Raw genomic sequence first — 16,396 nt, forward strand, 5'->3', positions numbered from 1 at the left:
TGATATCTCCGTGGTCAGATGTCACGGACTTAGCGCCGGAGCTGGTCCTTGCCCATGTCGGTGACCAGACGCTTTCCGCACAGAGCCAGCGTAATGTCCATCTCCTTGCGGATGATTTCCAGCGCTTTGGTAACCCCTTCCTTGCCGAGCGCGCCCAGGCCGTAAAGAAATGGTCGGCCGATATAGGTGCCCTTGGCGCCGAGGCAGAGCGCTTTCAACACGTCCTGGCCGGAGCGGATGCCGCCGTCCATATGCACTTCTATTCTGTCGCCAACCGCATCGGCGATCTCCTCCAGCACCATGATCGACGATGACGCGCCATCGAGCTGCCGCCCGCCATGGTTCGAAACGATGATCGCGTCGGCGCCGGTCTTGGCCGCCATCAGTGCGTCTTCCTTGTCGAGAATGCCCTTGAGGATCAGCTTGCCGCCCCAGCGCTCCTTGATCCAGGCGACGTCCTTCCACGATAGTTGCGGATCGAACTGCTCCGTCGTCCATGACGACAGCGAAGCCACGTCGCCGACGCCCTTGGCATGGCCGACGATATTGCGGAAGGTACGGCGCTTCGTGCCAGCCATGCCCATCCACCAGCTAGGCCGCACCGCGATGTTGGCTATGTTGGCCAGCGTCATCTTGGGTGGCGCTGAAAGCCCGTTGCGAACATCCTTGTGGCGCTGGCCGAGGACCTGCAGGTCGAGCGTCAGCACCAGGGCCGAGCACTTCGCCGCCTTCGCCCTGTCGATCAGATTGAGCACGAAGTCCTTGTCGCGCAGTACATAGAGCTGGAACCAGAACGGTTTCTTTGTCACCGAAGCGACATCCTCGATCGAGCAGATGCTCATCGTCGAGAGCGTGAACGGCACGCCGAATTCCTCTGCCGCCTGCGCTGCCAGCATCTCGCCGTCGGCATGCTGCATGCCGGTCAGGCCGGTCGGCGCCAGCGCTACCGGCATCGACACTTTCTGGCCGATCATGGTCGTTTCCAGTGAGCGGTTGCTCATGTCGACCAGCACGCGCTGGCGGAACTTGATCTTCTGGAAGTCTTCCTCGTTCGCGCGGTAGGTGCTCTCGGTCCAGGCGCCTGAGTCGGCATAGTCGAAGAACATCTTGGGCACGCGCCGGCGCGCGAGATCCTTGAGGTCTGCGATGGTGAGAATTTCGCTCATGATGGTCCCCGCTTGGTCGAATTGACTAGGAGCGCCTGCGCGCTGGTTCGCTGTCGCCGGCTTCCGAACGCTGCCTCAGCCTCAGCCGCGACACGCGTTGCCAGTCGCCGCTGCGCTCGGCTTCCGCCATCGAACGCTCGACATAGGTCATGTGGTCCATTGCCGCCTGGCGGGCGCCGGCCGGATCGCCGGCCTTGACCGCGGTGTGGATCGCCCGGTGCTGCGCCAGCAGCGCCTCGCGCGCGCCGGGCACTGTGAACACCAGCAGCCGGTTCTGGAACACGCCTTCCGACAAAAGCCGATAGCAGGAACGCAGCGTGTGCAAGAGCAGGATGTTGTGCGCGCATTCGCAGATCGCATGATGGAATTCGACGTCGATCTCGGCTTCGTCGTCGAAGTCGCCGGTGCGATGCGCCTCGTCCATGCGTGCCATGATGCGGTCGAGTAGGGCAAGGTCCTCGGGTGTGGCGCGCCGCGCCGCATATTCGGCGGCTATGCCTTCGATCTCGCGGCGGTATTCCAGATAGTCGGCCACCGCCTTGCGATGCGTCGAGATGAGGTCCGCCACCGGCTTGGTGAACAACTGGCCGATAATGTCGGCGACGTGGGTACCGCCGCCCGGACGTGTCGACAGCAGGCCGCGCCCTTCGAGCGCCTTCAGCGCATCGCGCAGAATGGGCCGCGACACATCGAACTGGCGTGCCAGCTCGCGCTCGCCGGGCAGCCGGTCGCCGGTGCGCAGCACGCCTTCGAGAATTAGGCTTTCGATCTGCTGCACCACCTCGTCGGCGGTGCGCGAATGCTCGATCCTGGAGAAAATGTCGCCCAAAGGAAGCGCCTGGAGAACGGAATGATGTCGCGCAGATTAATGCCTCCGTCGCCAACTGGTCAAATTATTTATCCAATTCGTCTCATCGGGTCGATTTCCGCGTCGCGCCGGCATATCGCCTCGGGCTAAACTTTGCTGTTTACGTCCCTCGCCGATTGCCGCAAGAGGACGCCATTGCACGAAGGGTCGAAACCAGGGGGACCAGACGTGTCGGACGAGACGTCCAATCTTGAATTCCAGCCGCGCAGCCAAGGCAGTGTCCTGGGCTTTCCGGCGCATGAAGGCCGGCCCGGCGCGCTCGGCGAGGTTCATGCCCGCCCGCATCCGCTGGTCGAGAAGCCGCGCGTGCTCGTCCAACTCTCCTTCATGACCGAAGGCGGCTCCGCGGTCGACCATGCCGTGCTTTCGGAACTGTCACGCCGCCTCGGCATCGCCGCGCCCGAGCGTCATGCCCGCCACCACGCCATGAAATGGGGCAAGGGCACGCTGCGCTGGGAGCGGCACACGGAATTCTCGACCTATCTCTGGGAAGGGCCGTTGGCCGAGAACGGCCGGGGGCAAGAGGATTCGCCCTTCGGCAACGGTTTTTCGCCGCCGGGAACCGTCATCTCGGGTATCCGGCTCGAGATCCGCAAATGGACGCAGGCGAACGAGAGGCTGATCGCCGGCTTCGATCCGACCAGCCTCTGTCACTCGCTGGTCGAACGCGGCAGCGCGGCGATCGTCACCGACTTCCGCCAGGACGGCGACGGCATGACCCGCATGCTGGTGCTCGACCGTGGTCTCACTCCGGCCAGCACCGGCGCGCTATCGCAGCGGCTGATCGACATCGAAACCTACCGCACGCTTGCCATGCTCGGCCTGCCGCTGGCGCTCACCTTGTCCGGCCGCGCTCGCCGCATCGAGGACCGCTTGGCGCAGACGACGCTGGAAATGAAGGTCGCCGAGACGCGCGACAACCAGACGCTGCTCGCCGGCCTGACGGAGCTTGCCGCCGAACTGGAGGCTGATGCCGCTTCCAGCCTCTACCGCTTCGGCGCCAGCCGCGCCTATGACGGCATCGTCACGGAAAGGCTGGAGGCGTTGGATGAGGAGCCTGTCCAGGGCTACGACACCTGGGCGGGCTTTCTGCTGCGGCGCATGGCGCCAGCCATGCGCACCTGCCGCTCGGTCGAGGAGCGCCAGGCCAATCTGTCGCGGAAGCTGACCCGTGCCACCACGCTGCTGCGGACCTGGGTCGATGTGGAGGTCGAGAAGCAGAACCGCGACCTGCTCGCCTCGATGAACAACCGCGCCCGCCTGCAACTGCGCCTGCAGCAGACCGTCGAAGGCCTCTCGGTCGCCGCCGTCTCCTATTACGTGGTCGGCCTCATCGGCTATGTCGCCAAGGGCGCATCGGTTTTTGGCCACACCTTCGCGCCGGAGGTCGTCACCGCCTCCTCGGTGCCGTTCGCCGTCCTGCTGGTCTGGTGGGGCGTGCGCAGGGTGCGACGGATGCATTCCGAGCCGGCGAAACATCCGGGCGAATAGTCCGCGCATGCTTCGAACGCAATAGAAATGCAGCGGCAGATTGCCGCTGCGGAAGCTTTGCCCGCGTTCGCCGCCCGGATGCCACCAAAGCAGGGTTTGCAACAAATGCCGCTAGCTGGTAAATCATTTTTACCAGTCGAGTGGAGGAAGCGCCGATGTCCGGCCTTGCCATGCCCAAGCCAGACGCCGGGACGCTGCGCCGGCGCAACGAAATCGTCGCCGACATGCGCATCATCGTGCCGGGCGAGGGCGTGGTCGACGCCGCCAACGAAATGCGAGCCTTCGAAAGCGATGGCCTGACCGCCTACCGGCAAGTGCCACTGATCGTGGTCCTGCCCGAGACGGTGGCGCAGGTCTCGCGCGTGCTGAAATACTGCAACGACCGCAACATTCGCGTCGTGCCGCGCGGATCCGGAACCTCGCTGTCGGGCGGCGCGCTGCCGTTGGAGGACGCGGTGCTGCTCGTCATGAGCAGGTTCAACCGCATCCTCGAGATCGATTATCCCAACCGTATCGTCGTCGCCCAGCCCGGCGTCACCAATCTCGGCATCACCATCGCCGTCGAGCAGGACGGGTTTTACTATGCCCCCGATCCATCCTCCCAGATCGCCTGCTCGATCGGCGGCAACGTGGCGGAGAATTCCGGCGGCGTGCACTGCCTGAAATATGGCCTCACCGCCAACAATGTGCTCGGCATCGAGATGGTGCTGATGAATGGCGAGGTGGTGCGGCTCGGCGGCGGCCACCTGGACGCCGAGGGCTATGATCTGCTCGGCGTCATGACCGGTTCGGAAGGTCTGCTCGGCGTCGTCACCGAGGTCACCGTGCGCATCCTGAGGAAGCCGGAGACGGCGCGCGCCCTGCTGATCGGCTTTCCGACCAGCGAGCAGGGCGGCCAGTGCGTCGCCGACATCATCGGCGCCGGCATCATTCCAGGCGGCATGGAAATGATGGACCGGCCGGCGATCCATGCGGCGGAAGATTTTGTCCATGCCGGCTATCCCCTCGATGTCGAGGCGCTGCTGATCGTCGAGCTCGACGGTCCGAGCGTGGAGGTCGATCATCTCATCACCGCGGTCGAGGCGATCGCCATCCGCAACGGCTCGACTACGTGCCGCATCTCGCAGTCCGAGCAGGAGCGGCTGAGTTTTTGGGCCGGCCGCAAGGCGGCCTTCCCCGCCGTTGGCCGCATCTCGCCCGACTATTACTGCATGGACGGCACGATCCCACGCAAGGAGTTGCCGCGCGTGCTGGCCGGCATGCGCGAGCTGTCGGAAAAATACGGTCTCGGCGTCGCCAATGTCTTTCACGCCGGCGACGGCAATCTGCATCCGCTGATCCTTTACGATGCCAACGTGCCGGGCGAACTCGACAAGGCGGAAAGCTTCGGCGCCGACATTTTGCGGCTTTGCGTCAAGGTCGGTGGCGTGCTCACCGGGGAACATGGCGTCGGGGTCGAGAAGCGCGACCTGATGCCGGAAATGTTCAACCAGGTCGACCTCGATCAGCAAATGCGCGTCAAATGCGCTTTCGACCCCAACCATTTGCTCAATCCCGGAAAGGTGTTCCCGCAACTGCGTCGCTGTGCTGAACTCGGCCGCATGCACGTGCACCGCGGCCAGATGGCATTTCCCGATATTCCGAGGTTTTGAGATGATGGGGCCGCAGAACTCGGGTTCCTCGCCCCCGCAAAGCGGGGGGAGGAATCAGGTGCGAATATGACCACCTTCACCCCCACCACCTCAGATGAAGTCCTCTCCACCGTTGCCTGGGCGGCGGCAGAGGAAATATCGCTCGAAATCCTTGGCCGCGGCTCCAAGCGCGGCATCGGTCGTCCGTTGCAGACCGAGCACACGCTCGACCTGTCGAAACTCTCGGGCGTGACCCTCTATGAGCCCGCCGAACTGGTGCTGTCGGCCAAATCAGGCACGCCGCTGGCCGAGATCGAAAAGCTGCTGGCTGAAAAGGGCCAGCAGCTCGCCTTCGAGCCGATGGACTACGGCCCGTTGCTCGGTGGCGAGCCGGGCAAAGGCACCATTGGCGGCGTGCTCGGCGCCAACCTGTCCGGTCCCCGCCGGCTGAAGGCGGGCGCCGCGCGCGACCATATCCTGGGCATCAATGTCGTTTCCGGCCGGGGCGAAGCCTTCAAGTCGGGCGGCCGCGTGGTCAAGAATGTCACCGGCTACGATCTGTCGAAGCTGATGGCCAACAGCTGGGGTACGCTGGCCGTCTTCACCGACGTCACCTTCAAGGTGCTGCCAGCGGCCGAGACCGAAGTCACGCTCGCCGTTCGTGGCCTGCTCGATGATGCCGCCTGCACCGCCATGGCCTTGGCGCTTGGTTCCAGCGCCGAAGTGTCGAGTGCCGCCCACCTGCCGGAGCGCATCGCCGCGCGTGTTGCCGGCGGCACGCTCGGCAGTGATGCCGCCACGCTGCTGCGCGTCGAGGGCTTTGGTCCTTCCGTCGCCTATCGTATCGCCGCGCTGAGGACACTGCTCGGCAAGGCCGGGCCGCTGGAGGAGATTGCCAGTGAGACCTCCAAGGCAATCTGGCGCGATATGAGGGATTGCCGGCCCTTCGTCGATGGCAGCGAGAAGCCGGTCTGGCGGGTCTCGATGATGCCCGCCCAGGGGCATCAGATGGTTCTGACGCTGCGCATGCAGGCCGCCGTCAGCGCCTTCTACGACTGGCAGGGCGGGCTGGTGTGGCTGCGCATGGAGGAGGGCGATCCCGAAGCCGCTCTGCTGCGCGGGCTTCTGAGGAAACATGGCGGCGGCCATGCGACGCTGGTGCGCGCTACCCCTTCCCATCGGGCGGCTCTGCCGGTGTTCGAGCCGCAGGCGCCGGCATTGGCGGCGCTCAGCCAGCGGCTGAAGCAGGAATTCGACCCGAAGAACATCCTCAATCCCGGCCGCCTGGCCTAGGACATCAGAGATGCAGACCAATTTTTCGCCCGCCCAGCTTGCCGATCCGCATGTCGCGGAGTCCGAAAAGGTCCTGCGCAAATGCGTGCATTGTGGCTTCTGCACCGCCACCTGCCCGACCTATGTGACGCTTGGCAACGAACTCGATTCGCCGCGCGGGCGCATCTATCTGATCAAGGACATGCTGGAGAACGGCCGTCCCGCCGACAAGGAGATCGTCACCCATATCGACCGCTGCCTGTCCTGCCTCGCCTGCATGACCACCTGCCCGTCGGGCGTCAACTACATGCACCTGGTCGACCATGCCCGCGCTCATATCCAGGAAACTTACACGCGGCCGCTGCTCGACCGGCTGACCCGCGCCATGCTGGCCTTCGTGCTGCCTTATCCCCAACGCTTCCGCGCCGCGCTCAAGCTGGCCAGGCTGGGCAAGCCTTTCATCGATCTGTTCGAAAAAATTCCGGCGCTGAAGCCTCTCGGCGCGATGCTCAAGCTCGCACCGGCGTCGATCCCGGCGGCCTCGCCGATGGCCTTGCCGGGCGTCCATGCTGGGCAGGGGACGAAAAAGGGCCGGGTCGCCATCCTTACCGGATGCGCGCAGTCGGTGCTTGATCCCGGCATCAACGACACCACCATCTCGTTGCTGACCCGGCTCGGCGTCGAGGTCGTGGTGCCGCCGGGCGAGGGCTGCTGCGGCGCACTGGTTCATCACATGGGGCGGGAAGAAGCCGCCCTTGCCTCGGCCAGGCAGAATGTCGATGCCTGGACGCGCGCCATCGAGCAAGGCGGGCTCGACGCCATCATCATCACCGCGTCGGGCTGCGGCACGACGATCAAGGATTACGGCTTCATGCTGCGGCTCGATCCGGCCTATGCCGATAAGGCCGCGCGCGTGTCGGGGCTGGCCAAGGATATCACCGAGTATCTGTCCGCCATCGATCTGCCTGAACCGGTGCGCAAGCCGGGCACGGTCGTTGCCTATCACTCAGCCTGCTCCATTCAGCACGGGCAGAAGATCATCCGCCAGCCGAAGGAACTGCTCGCCAAGGCCGGCTTCGTCGTGCGCGAGCCGCGCGAGGGGCACCTCTGTTGCGGCTCGGCCGGCACCTACAACATCCTGCAATCCGAGATTTCGGCCAGGCTGCGCGATCGCAAAGTGAAAAATATCGAGGCGACGGGCGCCTCGATCGTCGCCACCGGCAATATCGGCTGCATCACGCAGATCGCATCCACCGCCAGGATGCCTGTGGTGCATACGATCAAGCTGCTCGACTGGGCTTATGGCGGGCCGAAGCCGGAAGGCGTTCTGGAAGAAAGCTTGGTGGCGGCGGAGTAGGTAGGCCCACCGCTACTCGGCCGCGAGCCTGCCCGCCGTGCCGTAGGTAGCTTCATAAAGCGCGCGCTGGCGGCTGAGCGCCACCATCGTGTTGCGCAGCAGGATCGCCACCGTGATCGGGCCGACGCCGCCTGGCACAGGTGTGATCCAGGAGGCAACCTCGCGTACGCTTTCGGTGTCGACGTCGCCGACAATGCGGCTCGTGCCATCAGGCCCAATTTCGGAATTGATGCCGATATCGATGACGGCCGCCCCTGGTTTCACCATGTCGGCCCTGATCAGCCTGGGCTTGCCAACGGCGACGAACAGCGCGTCGGCGCGCCGCGCATGGGCGGCAACCGAGCGCGTCATGTGATGGCAGACCGTCACGGTCGCGCCTTCGCTCATTAGAAGGAAAGCGATCGGCTTGCCGACGATTTCCGAATGGCCGACGATGACCACTTCAAGCCCCTTGAGATCAAGGCCGGTTTCCTTGAGCAGTTCGACCGAGGCCGCCGCGGTGCAGGGCGCGAGGTCGAGCTGGTTGTAGACGATGTTGCCGATCGAGGCCGGGTGCATGCCCTCGACGTCCTTCAGCGGATGCACGGCCGCCTGCAGCGTCTTGATCGGGATATGCGCGGGAACCGGCCGCTGGATGATGATGCCGGTGACGCGCGGATCGGCATTCAGGCCGTGGATGGCTGCTTCGAGTTCACCTGCGGTGATGGTGGCGGGAAAACGCCGCTCCTCGAAATCGATGCCGGCGAGCTGTGCCTTCGCACGCTGGTTGCGCACATAGACATCGACCGCGTCGGTATCGCCGACGGTGATCGAGATCAGCTTGGGCGGGAAACCCTCAGCCTTGGCAATGGCCGCGTCCTCGCGCACGGCGGCGATGATGCGCTGGGCAACCGGCCCGCCCTTGAGATAGCGGCTGTCGTCGGACGGGGACATAGTTCGAACCTTTGGTGGGGAAATTGTGCACTGCAATAGCAGAGCATGGTCCGGAAATCAGCCCCGAAAACGAAACACCGTGCTTTCGGGGCGACCTGTCGCACCGTGAAACGAAAAGGGCAGCCCGGTTACCCGCGCTGCCCTCTCGTGACTGGCCGCATCCCCACACGGCCCGTCCCCCGTTAACTCGCTGCCAGTCTAAGCACGTCTTCCAAAAGTGCGCTATGACTTGAGGGCAACAGTGCGTCAAAAACTGCTCAACACTGCTTAACCGGCTGATTCGCTATCACTATATCACTTCGACCGTCGTTCCGACATTGACCCGTTCATAGAGGTCGACGACATCCTCGTTGCGCATGCGGATGCAGCCCGACGACACCGCGCCGCCGATCGTCCAGGGCTGGTTAGTGCCGTGGATGCGGTACTCGGTGGTGCCGAGATAAAGCGCGCGCGCGCCGAGCGGGTTTTCCATGCCGCCGGCCAGATAGGTCGGCAGGTAGCGGCCCTTGGCCGCCTCGCGCTTGATCATCTCCGCCGGCGGACGCCAGTCCGGCCAGACGCGCTTGTCGGTGATCTTGTGCGTGCCCGACCATTCGAAGCCGGGCTTGCCGGTGCCGACGCCGTAACGCCGCGCCTTGCCGTTCTTCTCGACCAGATAGAGGAAATTCTGCGTGGTATCGATGACGATGGTGCCCGGCTTCTGGGCGCCTTCATAGGCGACTTCCTGCGGCAGGTAGACCGGATTGATCTGCGGGCGCATGACCATGCGTTTGGCCGGGGCCTGCACGGCGGCCGTCTGCACGCGGTCGGGCTGCGCGGTGCGCTGGCGCGGCTGCGCGGCCTGTCGGTTCTGCCGAACGATACCCGGCGCATGGCCGAGTTGCAGCACCCAGGGCGCGGAAAGGTCGGGGCTCACCATCACCGGCGGTCTGTCGGCATAGCGGTCGCCGGCGGTTGAGGGTGTGACGCCGGCGGCAAACACAGCCACGGCGCCGAGCAAGGGAAACAGAACTCTCTTCATCGGGAACGCACCTTGATCGTCTAATACACCGGGCGAGAACGCTCCCGGCTTGCGCGATCATTGGCGGCGAGCAGCAACCGAAACATGAATCGGAATGCGTAAAATGCGGTTCTGTCAGTAAACCCTTTGGTGTGGTTACCGCCGGGTTCAGGAATCTGGTAAAGCCACGGTAAAGACAGCGTGGAAGCGTGTTAACGGATGGAATTTTCAGGATGAACAATGAAAAAACCGGCCTGCTTGCCGGTCCTGACGGTGTCGCGCGCTGCTTCTGGCATGGCAATCTGCCCGACTATCTGCGTTACCATGATCATGAATGGGGCCGGCCGGTGGCCGACGACCGCAGGCTGTTCGAGAAGATCTGCCTGGAAGGGTTCCAGTCGGGCCTGTCGTGGCTGACCATTCTGCGCAAGCGGGAGAATTTTCGCGAGGCCTTCGCTGGCTTCGACTTCGACAAGGTCGCCACCTTCACCGAACGGGACGTCGAGCGCCTGCTCGGCAATGCCGGCATCATCCGCCATCGCGGCAAGATCGTCTCGACCATCAACAATGCCAAACGCGCCCGCGAAATGGTCGACGAGTTCGGCTCCCTGGCCGCCTGGTTTTGGAAGTTCGAACCCGGCAGGGAGGAACGGCCGCAAACCGTCGACCTCGCCCATCTGCGCGCCAACCCGACCACCGCGGTCTCCGTGCGGATATCGAAGGACCTGAAGAAGCGCGGCTGGACCTTCGTGGGCCCGACCACGGTCTACGCCTTCATGCAGGCCATGGGCATGGTCAACGATCATCTCGAGGGGTGTGTATGCCGCAAGGAGGTCGAGAAGGAACGGAAGGCTTTCAAATGGCCGAAATAGCTACGGGCAGTTCAGGTGCCGTTGGCACCGGCCAGGAACAGCCCGGCGACGATCGCCGCCACGGCAGCCACTGTCGGATAGATCACCAGCAGGCCCGTCACCAAGGCGTCGCGCAGGGAAGGATCCTTGCCGGTGTCGGCCGGTACATCGAACGGTCCGGCCGCCTGGCCAATCATTTTCGGTGCATGAATGCCCGCCGGGCGCAGACGTGCCGGCAATTCACCGGCTTCGCTGTTGGCCTGGAATGTCGTTGCGCTGGTCATGTCCCGAACCCCTTCGTGTCGGTATGCTATGTCGGCCGCGATTGTGTCGGCACGATGCCGGGCTGATGGCGCCATTGTTTCATTTTTGCTGCGTTTTGTTTCAAATATTGGCGCCTCTTCCCTTTTCCCGCAGCGGGAGAAGGCAGAAGTGCCAACCCTTGCCGCACAAAGCTGCTTCGGCTAGGACACGCGCACTCGAAAATAAGTCATCCTTTACCCAGCAAAAAGACTCATCTCATGGCCGACAAATCGGAAAAGACGAAAGCGCGGCTGCCGCGCGGTTTTGCCGACCGCAGCGCCGAGGACATTCGCGCCGTCGAGAAGATGATGGCGACGATCCGCTCGGTTTATGAGCTCTACGGCTTCGAACCGGCCGACCAGCCGCTGATCGAATATACCGATGCGTTGGGCAAATTCCTGCCCGACCAGGACCGGCCGAATGAAGGCGTGTTCTCTTTCCAGGACGACGACGACCAGTGGCTGTCGCTGCGCTACGACCTGACCGCGCCGACCGCGCGCTTCGTCGCCGAAAATTTCGAACGCCTGCCAAAACCCTATCGCAGCTACCGTTCCGGCTGGGTGTTTCGCAACGAAAAGCCCGGCCCTGGCCGCTTTCGCCAGTTCATGCAGTTCGACGCCGATACGATCGGCACGCCAGGCGTGGCGGCGGACGCGGAGATGGCGATGATGATGGCCGACGTCATGGAAGCGCTCGGTATCAAGCGCGGCGACTACGTCATTCGCGTCAACAACCGCAAGGTGCTGGACGGCGTGCTGGAGGCGATCGGACTTGGCGGTGACGAGAATGTCGGGCGCAGGCTGACGGTGCTGCGTGCCATCGACAAGCTCGACAAGCTCGGGCCGGAAGGTGTGCGCGACCTGCTCGGCAACGGCCGTCTGGACGAGAGCGGCGATTTTACCAAGGGCGCAGGATTGGCCGAGCAGCAGGTCGATCAGGTTTTGCAATATCTGCAAATGGCGCAGATCGGAGAGCGGGGGACGCTCGCCATGATTGACCAAATATTCCCGGAAAACGACAAGCTCGTTCAGGGATTTTCAGAACTGGCCGAGGTCAAGGAATTGTTGGTGGCTGGTGGATATGACGATTCCAGAGTGAGGATCGATTTTTCCGTCGTGCGCGGCCTCGAATATTACACCGGCCCGGTCTACGAGGCCGAGCTCCTGGCCGAAATCCCCAATGAGGACGGCCAGATCGTGCGCTTCGGCTCGGTCGGCGGCGGTGGCCGCTATGACGGCCTGGTCTCTCGCTTCCGTGGCGAGCCGGTGCCGGCGACCGGTTTTTCCATCGGCGTCTCCCGGCTGATGACGGCGCTGAAAAACCTCGGCAAGCTCGACAGCGCCGACGTGATCGCGCCGGTTGTCGTGCTGGTCATGGACAAGGACACGGAAAGTCTCGGCCGCTACCAGAAGATGGTCTCGCAATTGCGTACCGCGGGCATCCGCTCCGAAATGTATCTCGGCGGCGCCGGCATGAAGGCGCAGCTCAAATATGCTGACCGGCGCGGTTGTCCCATCGCCGTCATCCAGGGCGGCGACGAGCGCGCCAAAGGCGAATTGCAGATCAAGGACCTGATCGAAGGCGCCCGCATGTCCGCCGAGATCACCGACAATGCCGAATGGCGCGCCGCGCGCCCCGCGCAGGTGACGGTGGCGGAAAGCGAACTGGTCGCCGAGGTGCAGAAGATTTTGGTGGCGCAGGCCGCCGATCGCGCGAAGGGTGGCGTTTGAACACCCCCCTCTGTCCTGCCGGACATCTCCCCCGCAAGGGGGGAGATCGGATGTCGCGCATGCCTTCGCCAACCACCGGCGTTGCAGAAAAGGCTCCGCACTGTCCATGACCTCCCGCTACCCCGCCATATCAGCCGACATCACCACACTCTTCGCTGCGCGCAACACACATGCCGTCGAAGTCGCGGTGCTGCAGCCGGCCGATCCGTTCCTCGACATGGCCGGCGAGGATCTGCGCCGGCGCATTTTCCTCACCGAAAGCGAGACCGGGCAGACGCTCTGCCTGCGGCCCGAATTCACCATTCCCGTCTGCCTCGACCACATAGCCAGCCAGGCCGGCACGCCGCGCCGCTATTCCTATCTCGGCGAAGTGTTTCGCCAGCGCCGCGAGGGCGGCAATGAGTTCTTCCAGGCCGGCATCGAGGATCTCGGCGACCGCGACACGGCCGAAGCCGATGCCCGCTCGGTCGCCGACGCGCATGCGTTGCTGTCGCTGGTGCTGGCCGGCCAGTCGCTGGCGATCACGCTCGGTGACCAGGGCATGTTCGAGGCGGTGCTGGCGGCCCTTGGCCTGCCGCGCGGCTGGCGCATGCGGCTGGCCCGCGCCTTCGGCTCGGCGCCTATGCTGGAGGCCGCACTCGCCGATCTCGCCAACCCGCCGCGCAACAGCCAGCTCTCCGGGCCGGTCGCGGCGCTTGTCCTCGATGGCGATCTGGATCGTCTTTCCCAGCATATTGCCGGCGGCATGGAGGAAGCCGGCCTGTCGGCATCGGCCGGTCGCGCGCCGTCGGATATCGCGCGGCGGCTGATCGAGAAAGCCGAGTTGCGCAGCGTGCGGCTGTCGAACGAGGCCTTCGCTGCCCTGAAGAATTTTCTGGCGATCGACGTGCCGCTCGATGGCGCAGCCCAGGCATTGGAAACCTTCGCCGCCGGCGCCGGACTTTCGCTGGGCGCCGCGCTGGAAAAATTCTCGGCCCGCGCCAAGGCGATCGAGGCGCATGGCTTGCCCTCGGGAAAAATCCGCTACGACGCCGCTTTCGGCCGTCCGCTCGATTATTACACGGGTGTGGTCTTCGAAATCGCGGTCGCCAATGGCGAGCGTCCCCTCGCCGGTGGCGGGCGCTATGACAGGTTGCTGACGCTGCTCGGCGCCAAGACCGCGATCCCTGGTGTCGGCTTCTCGGTGTGGCTCGACCGCATCGAGGCGTTGCGGGGGGCGGCATCATGATCACACTGGCGATCCCGTCGAAGGGCAGGCTCAAGGAGCAGGCCCTGGAGGTGCTGGCCAAGGCTGGCCTCGCCGTCAGCCTGCCCGGCGACGAGCGCAAATATCACGCCCGCGTCGAGGGCCTGGACAATGTCGAAGTGGTTTTCCTGTCGGCCTCCGAAATATCGGGCGAAATAGGCCAGGGCGCGGTCGATCTCGGTATTACCGGTGAGGACCTTGTGCGGGAAAATCTCGCCGACTGGGAAGCGCGGGCAGAGATCGTCGCCCGCCTCGGCTTCGGCCATGCCGATGTCGTGGTCGCGGTGCCTGAGATCTGGCTCGATGTCGATACCATGGCCGATCTCGACGACGTTGCAGCCGATTTCCGCCAGCGTCATGGCCGGCGGCTCAGGATCGCCACCAAATACTGGCGGCTGACGCAGCAGTTCTTTTCGCTCAAACACGGTATCCAGGTCTATCGCATCGTCGAGAGCCTCGGCGCCACCGAGGGCGCGCCGGCGGCCGGCCTTGCCGACGTCATCGTCGACATCACCAGCACGGGCTCGACGCTGCGCGCCAACCATCTCAAGGTGCTGGGCGATGGCGTCGTGCTGGAGTCGCAGGCCTGCCTTGTGGCCTCGAGGAAGACACGTGCCGCGGTCGACGAAGCCGTCTTGCGCGACATCGTCGCGAAAATGGCGGCAGCGATCGCATAGCGATCCTTCAGGGAGGGGGCTCCAGTACCATCGACGGGATTTCCAGCATCCCGGCAGGCTGATAGGTTCGGCCAGTCTTGGAGGAGACAGCGATGCCGGTCAATCTCGACGAGCTGAAGAACGCCACCAATCTGCGCGGCCGAGGCGCGCGTGCTGGCGGCGTCTTTATCGCGCCCGTGGATGGCAGGGCGCATGTCTCGGGCGATCGCGGCGTGCCGCTGCTCGACAAGACCATTCCAGCACTTTTCTCCGACACCGTCAGCAAACACGGCACGCTCGATGCCGCCGTCTTTGTCGGCCAGGACAAGCGCTTCACCTGGAGCGAACTGTCGGACACGGTGGATGCGCTGGCCGCCGGCTTCCTGGCACTTGGTCTCCAGAAGGGCGACCGGGTCGGCATCTGGTCACCCAACCGGTGGGAATGGCTGGTGACGCAGTTCGCCACCGCCCGCATCGGCCTGATCCTGGTCAACATCAATCCCGCCTACCGGCTGACCGAACTGGAATATGCGCTCAACAAGGTCGGCTGCAAGGCCTTGGTGACGGCGGCCAACTTCAAGACGTCGGACTATCTCGGCATGATCGAGACGCTGGCGCCGGAGATCGCCACGGCAACACCGGGCAAACTGAAGGCCAGCAAGTTGCCGGCGCTCAGGATCGTCATCCGCATGGGCGAGGAGAACTCGCCAGGCATGTTCAATTTCGGCGATGTGCTGGCCATGGCTGGGCGCGACGAGCATGACAGTCTTGACCGCATCTCGGAGGGGTTGAAGCCGGGCGATGCGATCAACATCCAGTTCACCTCGGGCACGACAGGGGCACCCAAGGGCGCGACGCTCACCCATCTGAACATCGTCAACAACGGCAATTTCGTCACCTCGGCCATCAAGCTCACCGTCGAAGACCGGCTCTGCATCCCTGTGCCGCTCTATCATTGCTTCGGGATGTCGATGGGCACGATGGGTTGCGTGTCGAAGGGCGCGACCATGGTTTTCCCGTGCGAAGGCTTCGATCCCGGACTGACGTTGAAAGCCGTGTCGCAGGAACGCTGCACCGGCCTCTATGGCGTGCCGACCATGTTCGTCGGCATGCTCGACCATCCGGACTTTTCATCCTTCGATCTGTCCAGCCTGCGCACCGGCATCATGGCCGGTTCGCCATGCCCGATCGAGGTGATGAAGAAGGTGGTGTCGCTGATGCATATGGCGCAAGTGACCATCGCCTACGGCATGACCGAGACCAGTCCGGTCTCGTTCCAGAGCAGCGTTGACGATCCCCTGGAAAAGCGCGTCTCGACGGTCGGGCGCATCCATCCGCATGTCGAGGTCAAGGCCATCGACGCCGATGGCGCCACGATTGCGGTCGGCGCGCCGGGCGAGCTTTGCACGCGCGGCTATTCAGTGATGAAGGGGTATTGGGACGACGACGAAAAGACCCGCGAGGCGATCGATAGCGATGGCTGGATGCACACCGGCGACCTCGCCACCATCGACGCCGAGGGCTATTGCAACATTGTCGGCCGCGTCAAGGACATGGTCATCCGTGGCGGCGAGAACGTCTATCCCAGAGAGGTCGAGGAATTCCTCTACCGCCATCCCAAAGTGCGGGAAGTCCAGGTCTTCGGCATTCCCGACGCCAAATATGGCGAGGAGTTGTGCGCCTGGATCGTGCTCAAGCCCGGCCAGATCGCCACCGAACAGGAGATCAAGGCATTCTGCGCCGGCCAGATCGCCCACTACAAGGTGCCGCGCCACATCCGCTTCCGCACCGAATTGCCGATGACGGTGACCGGCAAGCCGCAGAAATTCCTGATGCGTCAGGCGATGGTGGAAGAGCTGGGACTGGTGACGCAAAAGACGGCGTGAGGCCGG

14 protein-coding genes are annotated in these 16,396 nt (G+C 64.0%); 9 read left to right on the forward strand and 5 right to left on the reverse strand.

The window, feature by feature from the left end:
* Nucleotides 1-29 precede the first annotated feature (29 nt).
* Both FJ434_RS17135 and FJ434_RS17140 read right to left on the reverse strand, forming a co-directional pair.
* On the reverse strand, nucleotides 30-1,166 hold the full coding sequence (locus FJ434_RS17135; protein WP_140748360.1) for an alpha-hydroxy acid oxidase: 1,137 nt from the start codon (nucleotides 1,164-1,166) through the stop codon (nucleotides 30-32).
* Nucleotides 1,167-1,191: 25 nt separating this feature from the next.
* Nucleotides 1,192-1,995: an FCD domain-containing protein gene (locus tag FJ434_RS17140; RefSeq protein ID WP_140713508.1), complete on the reverse strand. Its 804-nt coding sequence runs from the start codon at nucleotides 1,993-1,995 to the stop codon at nucleotides 1,192-1,194.
* A gap of 207 nt (nucleotides 1,996-2,202) precedes the next feature.
* Here FJ434_RS17140 and FJ434_RS17145 point away from each other — a divergent pair, with 207 nt between their 5' ends.
* The 4 genes from FJ434_RS17145 (at nucleotide 2,203) to glcF (ending at nucleotide 7,785) form a co-directional block, all read left to right on the forward strand.
* A complete protein-coding gene (locus FJ434_RS17145) occupies nucleotides 2,203-3,525 on the forward strand; it encodes a DUF3422 family protein (RefSeq protein WP_140504586.1) in 1,323 nt (440 codons plus the stop codon).
* Between the two features lie 155 nt (nucleotides 3,526-3,680).
* The gene (locus tag FJ434_RS17150) at nucleotides 3,681-5,177 is read left to right on the forward strand and encodes an FAD-linked oxidase C-terminal domain-containing protein (protein WP_140748363.1); all 1,497 of its coding nucleotides are present in this window, start codon (nucleotides 3,681-3,683) and stop codon (nucleotides 5,175-5,177) included.
* A gap of 66 nt (nucleotides 5,178-5,243) precedes the next feature.
* Nucleotides 5,244-6,449 carry a glycolate oxidase subunit GlcE gene (gene glcE / locus FJ434_RS17155; protein ID WP_140748366.1) on the forward strand — a complete coding sequence of 402 codons (1,206 nt, stop codon included), beginning with the start codon at nucleotides 5,244-5,246 and terminating at the stop codon, nucleotides 6,447-6,449.
* A gap of 10 nt (nucleotides 6,450-6,459) precedes the next feature.
* Nucleotides 6,460-7,785 (forward strand): glycolate oxidase subunit GlcF, encoded by a 1,326-nt coding sequence (glcF, locus tag FJ434_RS17160; RefSeq protein ID WP_140748369.1) that lies wholly within the window; start codon nucleotides 6,460-6,462, stop codon nucleotides 7,783-7,785.
* Between the two features lie 12 nt (nucleotides 7,786-7,797).
* Here the strand turns inward: glcF and FJ434_RS17165 are convergent, their stop codons facing one another.
* Together FJ434_RS17165 and FJ434_RS17170 are read right to left on the reverse strand one after the other, a co-directional pair.
* Nucleotides 7,798-8,718: a bifunctional 5,10-methylenetetrahydrofolate dehydrogenase/5,10-methenyltetrahydrofolate cyclohydrolase gene (locus tag FJ434_RS17165; protein ID WP_140748372.1), complete on the reverse strand. Its 921-nt coding sequence runs from the start codon at nucleotides 8,716-8,718 to the stop codon at nucleotides 7,798-7,800.
* 289 nt (nucleotides 8,719-9,007) lie between these two features.
* Nucleotides 9,008-9,739, reverse strand: coding sequence for a L,D-transpeptidase (locus tag FJ434_RS17170; protein WP_140748375.1), 732 nt, complete (start codon nucleotides 9,737-9,739; stop codon nucleotides 9,008-9,010).
* A gap of 212 nt (nucleotides 9,740-9,951) precedes the next feature.
* Between FJ434_RS17170 and FJ434_RS17175 the strand changes: the two genes are divergently transcribed.
* Nucleotides 9,952-10,590, forward strand: coding sequence for a DNA-3-methyladenine glycosylase I (locus FJ434_RS17175; protein WP_140748378.1), 639 nt, complete (start codon nucleotides 9,952-9,954; stop codon nucleotides 10,588-10,590).
* Nucleotides 10,591-10,601: 11 nt separating this feature from the next.
* Here the strand turns inward: FJ434_RS17175 and FJ434_RS17180 are convergent, their stop codons facing one another.
* Nucleotides 10,602-10,853 (reverse strand): hypothetical protein, encoded by a 252-nt coding sequence (locus tag FJ434_RS17180; RefSeq protein ID WP_140748381.1) that lies wholly within the window; start codon nucleotides 10,851-10,853, stop codon nucleotides 10,602-10,604.
* Between the two features lie 237 nt (nucleotides 10,854-11,090).
* On the opposite strand from FJ434_RS17180, the gene hisS reads away from it, so the two are divergent.
* From hisS to FJ434_RS17200, 4 genes are all read left to right on the forward strand, one after another.
* Nucleotides 11,091-12,602, forward strand: coding sequence for a histidine--tRNA ligase (gene hisS / locus FJ434_RS17185; RefSeq protein WP_140748384.1), 1,512 nt, complete (start codon nucleotides 11,091-11,093; stop codon nucleotides 12,600-12,602).
* Nucleotides 12,603-12,708: 106 nt separating this feature from the next.
* Nucleotides 12,709-13,830, forward strand: a complete 1,122-nt coding sequence (locus FJ434_RS17190) for an ATP phosphoribosyltransferase regulatory subunit (RefSeq protein ID WP_140748387.1) — start codon at nucleotides 12,709-12,711, stop codon at nucleotides 13,828-13,830.
* A complete protein-coding gene (hisG, locus tag FJ434_RS17195; RefSeq protein WP_140748390.1) occupies nucleotides 13,827-14,525 on the forward strand; it encodes an ATP phosphoribosyltransferase in 699 nt (232 codons plus the stop codon). The genes FJ434_RS17190 and hisG overlap by 4 nt, the downstream gene beginning before the upstream one ends.
* 92 nt (nucleotides 14,526-14,617) lie before the next feature.
* A complete protein-coding gene (locus tag FJ434_RS17200) occupies nucleotides 14,618-16,390 on the forward strand; it encodes an AMP-binding protein (protein WP_140748393.1) in 1,773 nt (590 codons plus the stop codon).
* Nucleotides 16,391-16,396 lie beyond the last annotated feature (6 nt).

This window comes from Mesorhizobium sp. B2-5-13 (assembly GCF_006440535.1).
GTDB lineage: Bacteria > Pseudomonadota > Alphaproteobacteria > Rhizobiales > Rhizobiaceae > Mesorhizobium > Mesorhizobium salmacidum.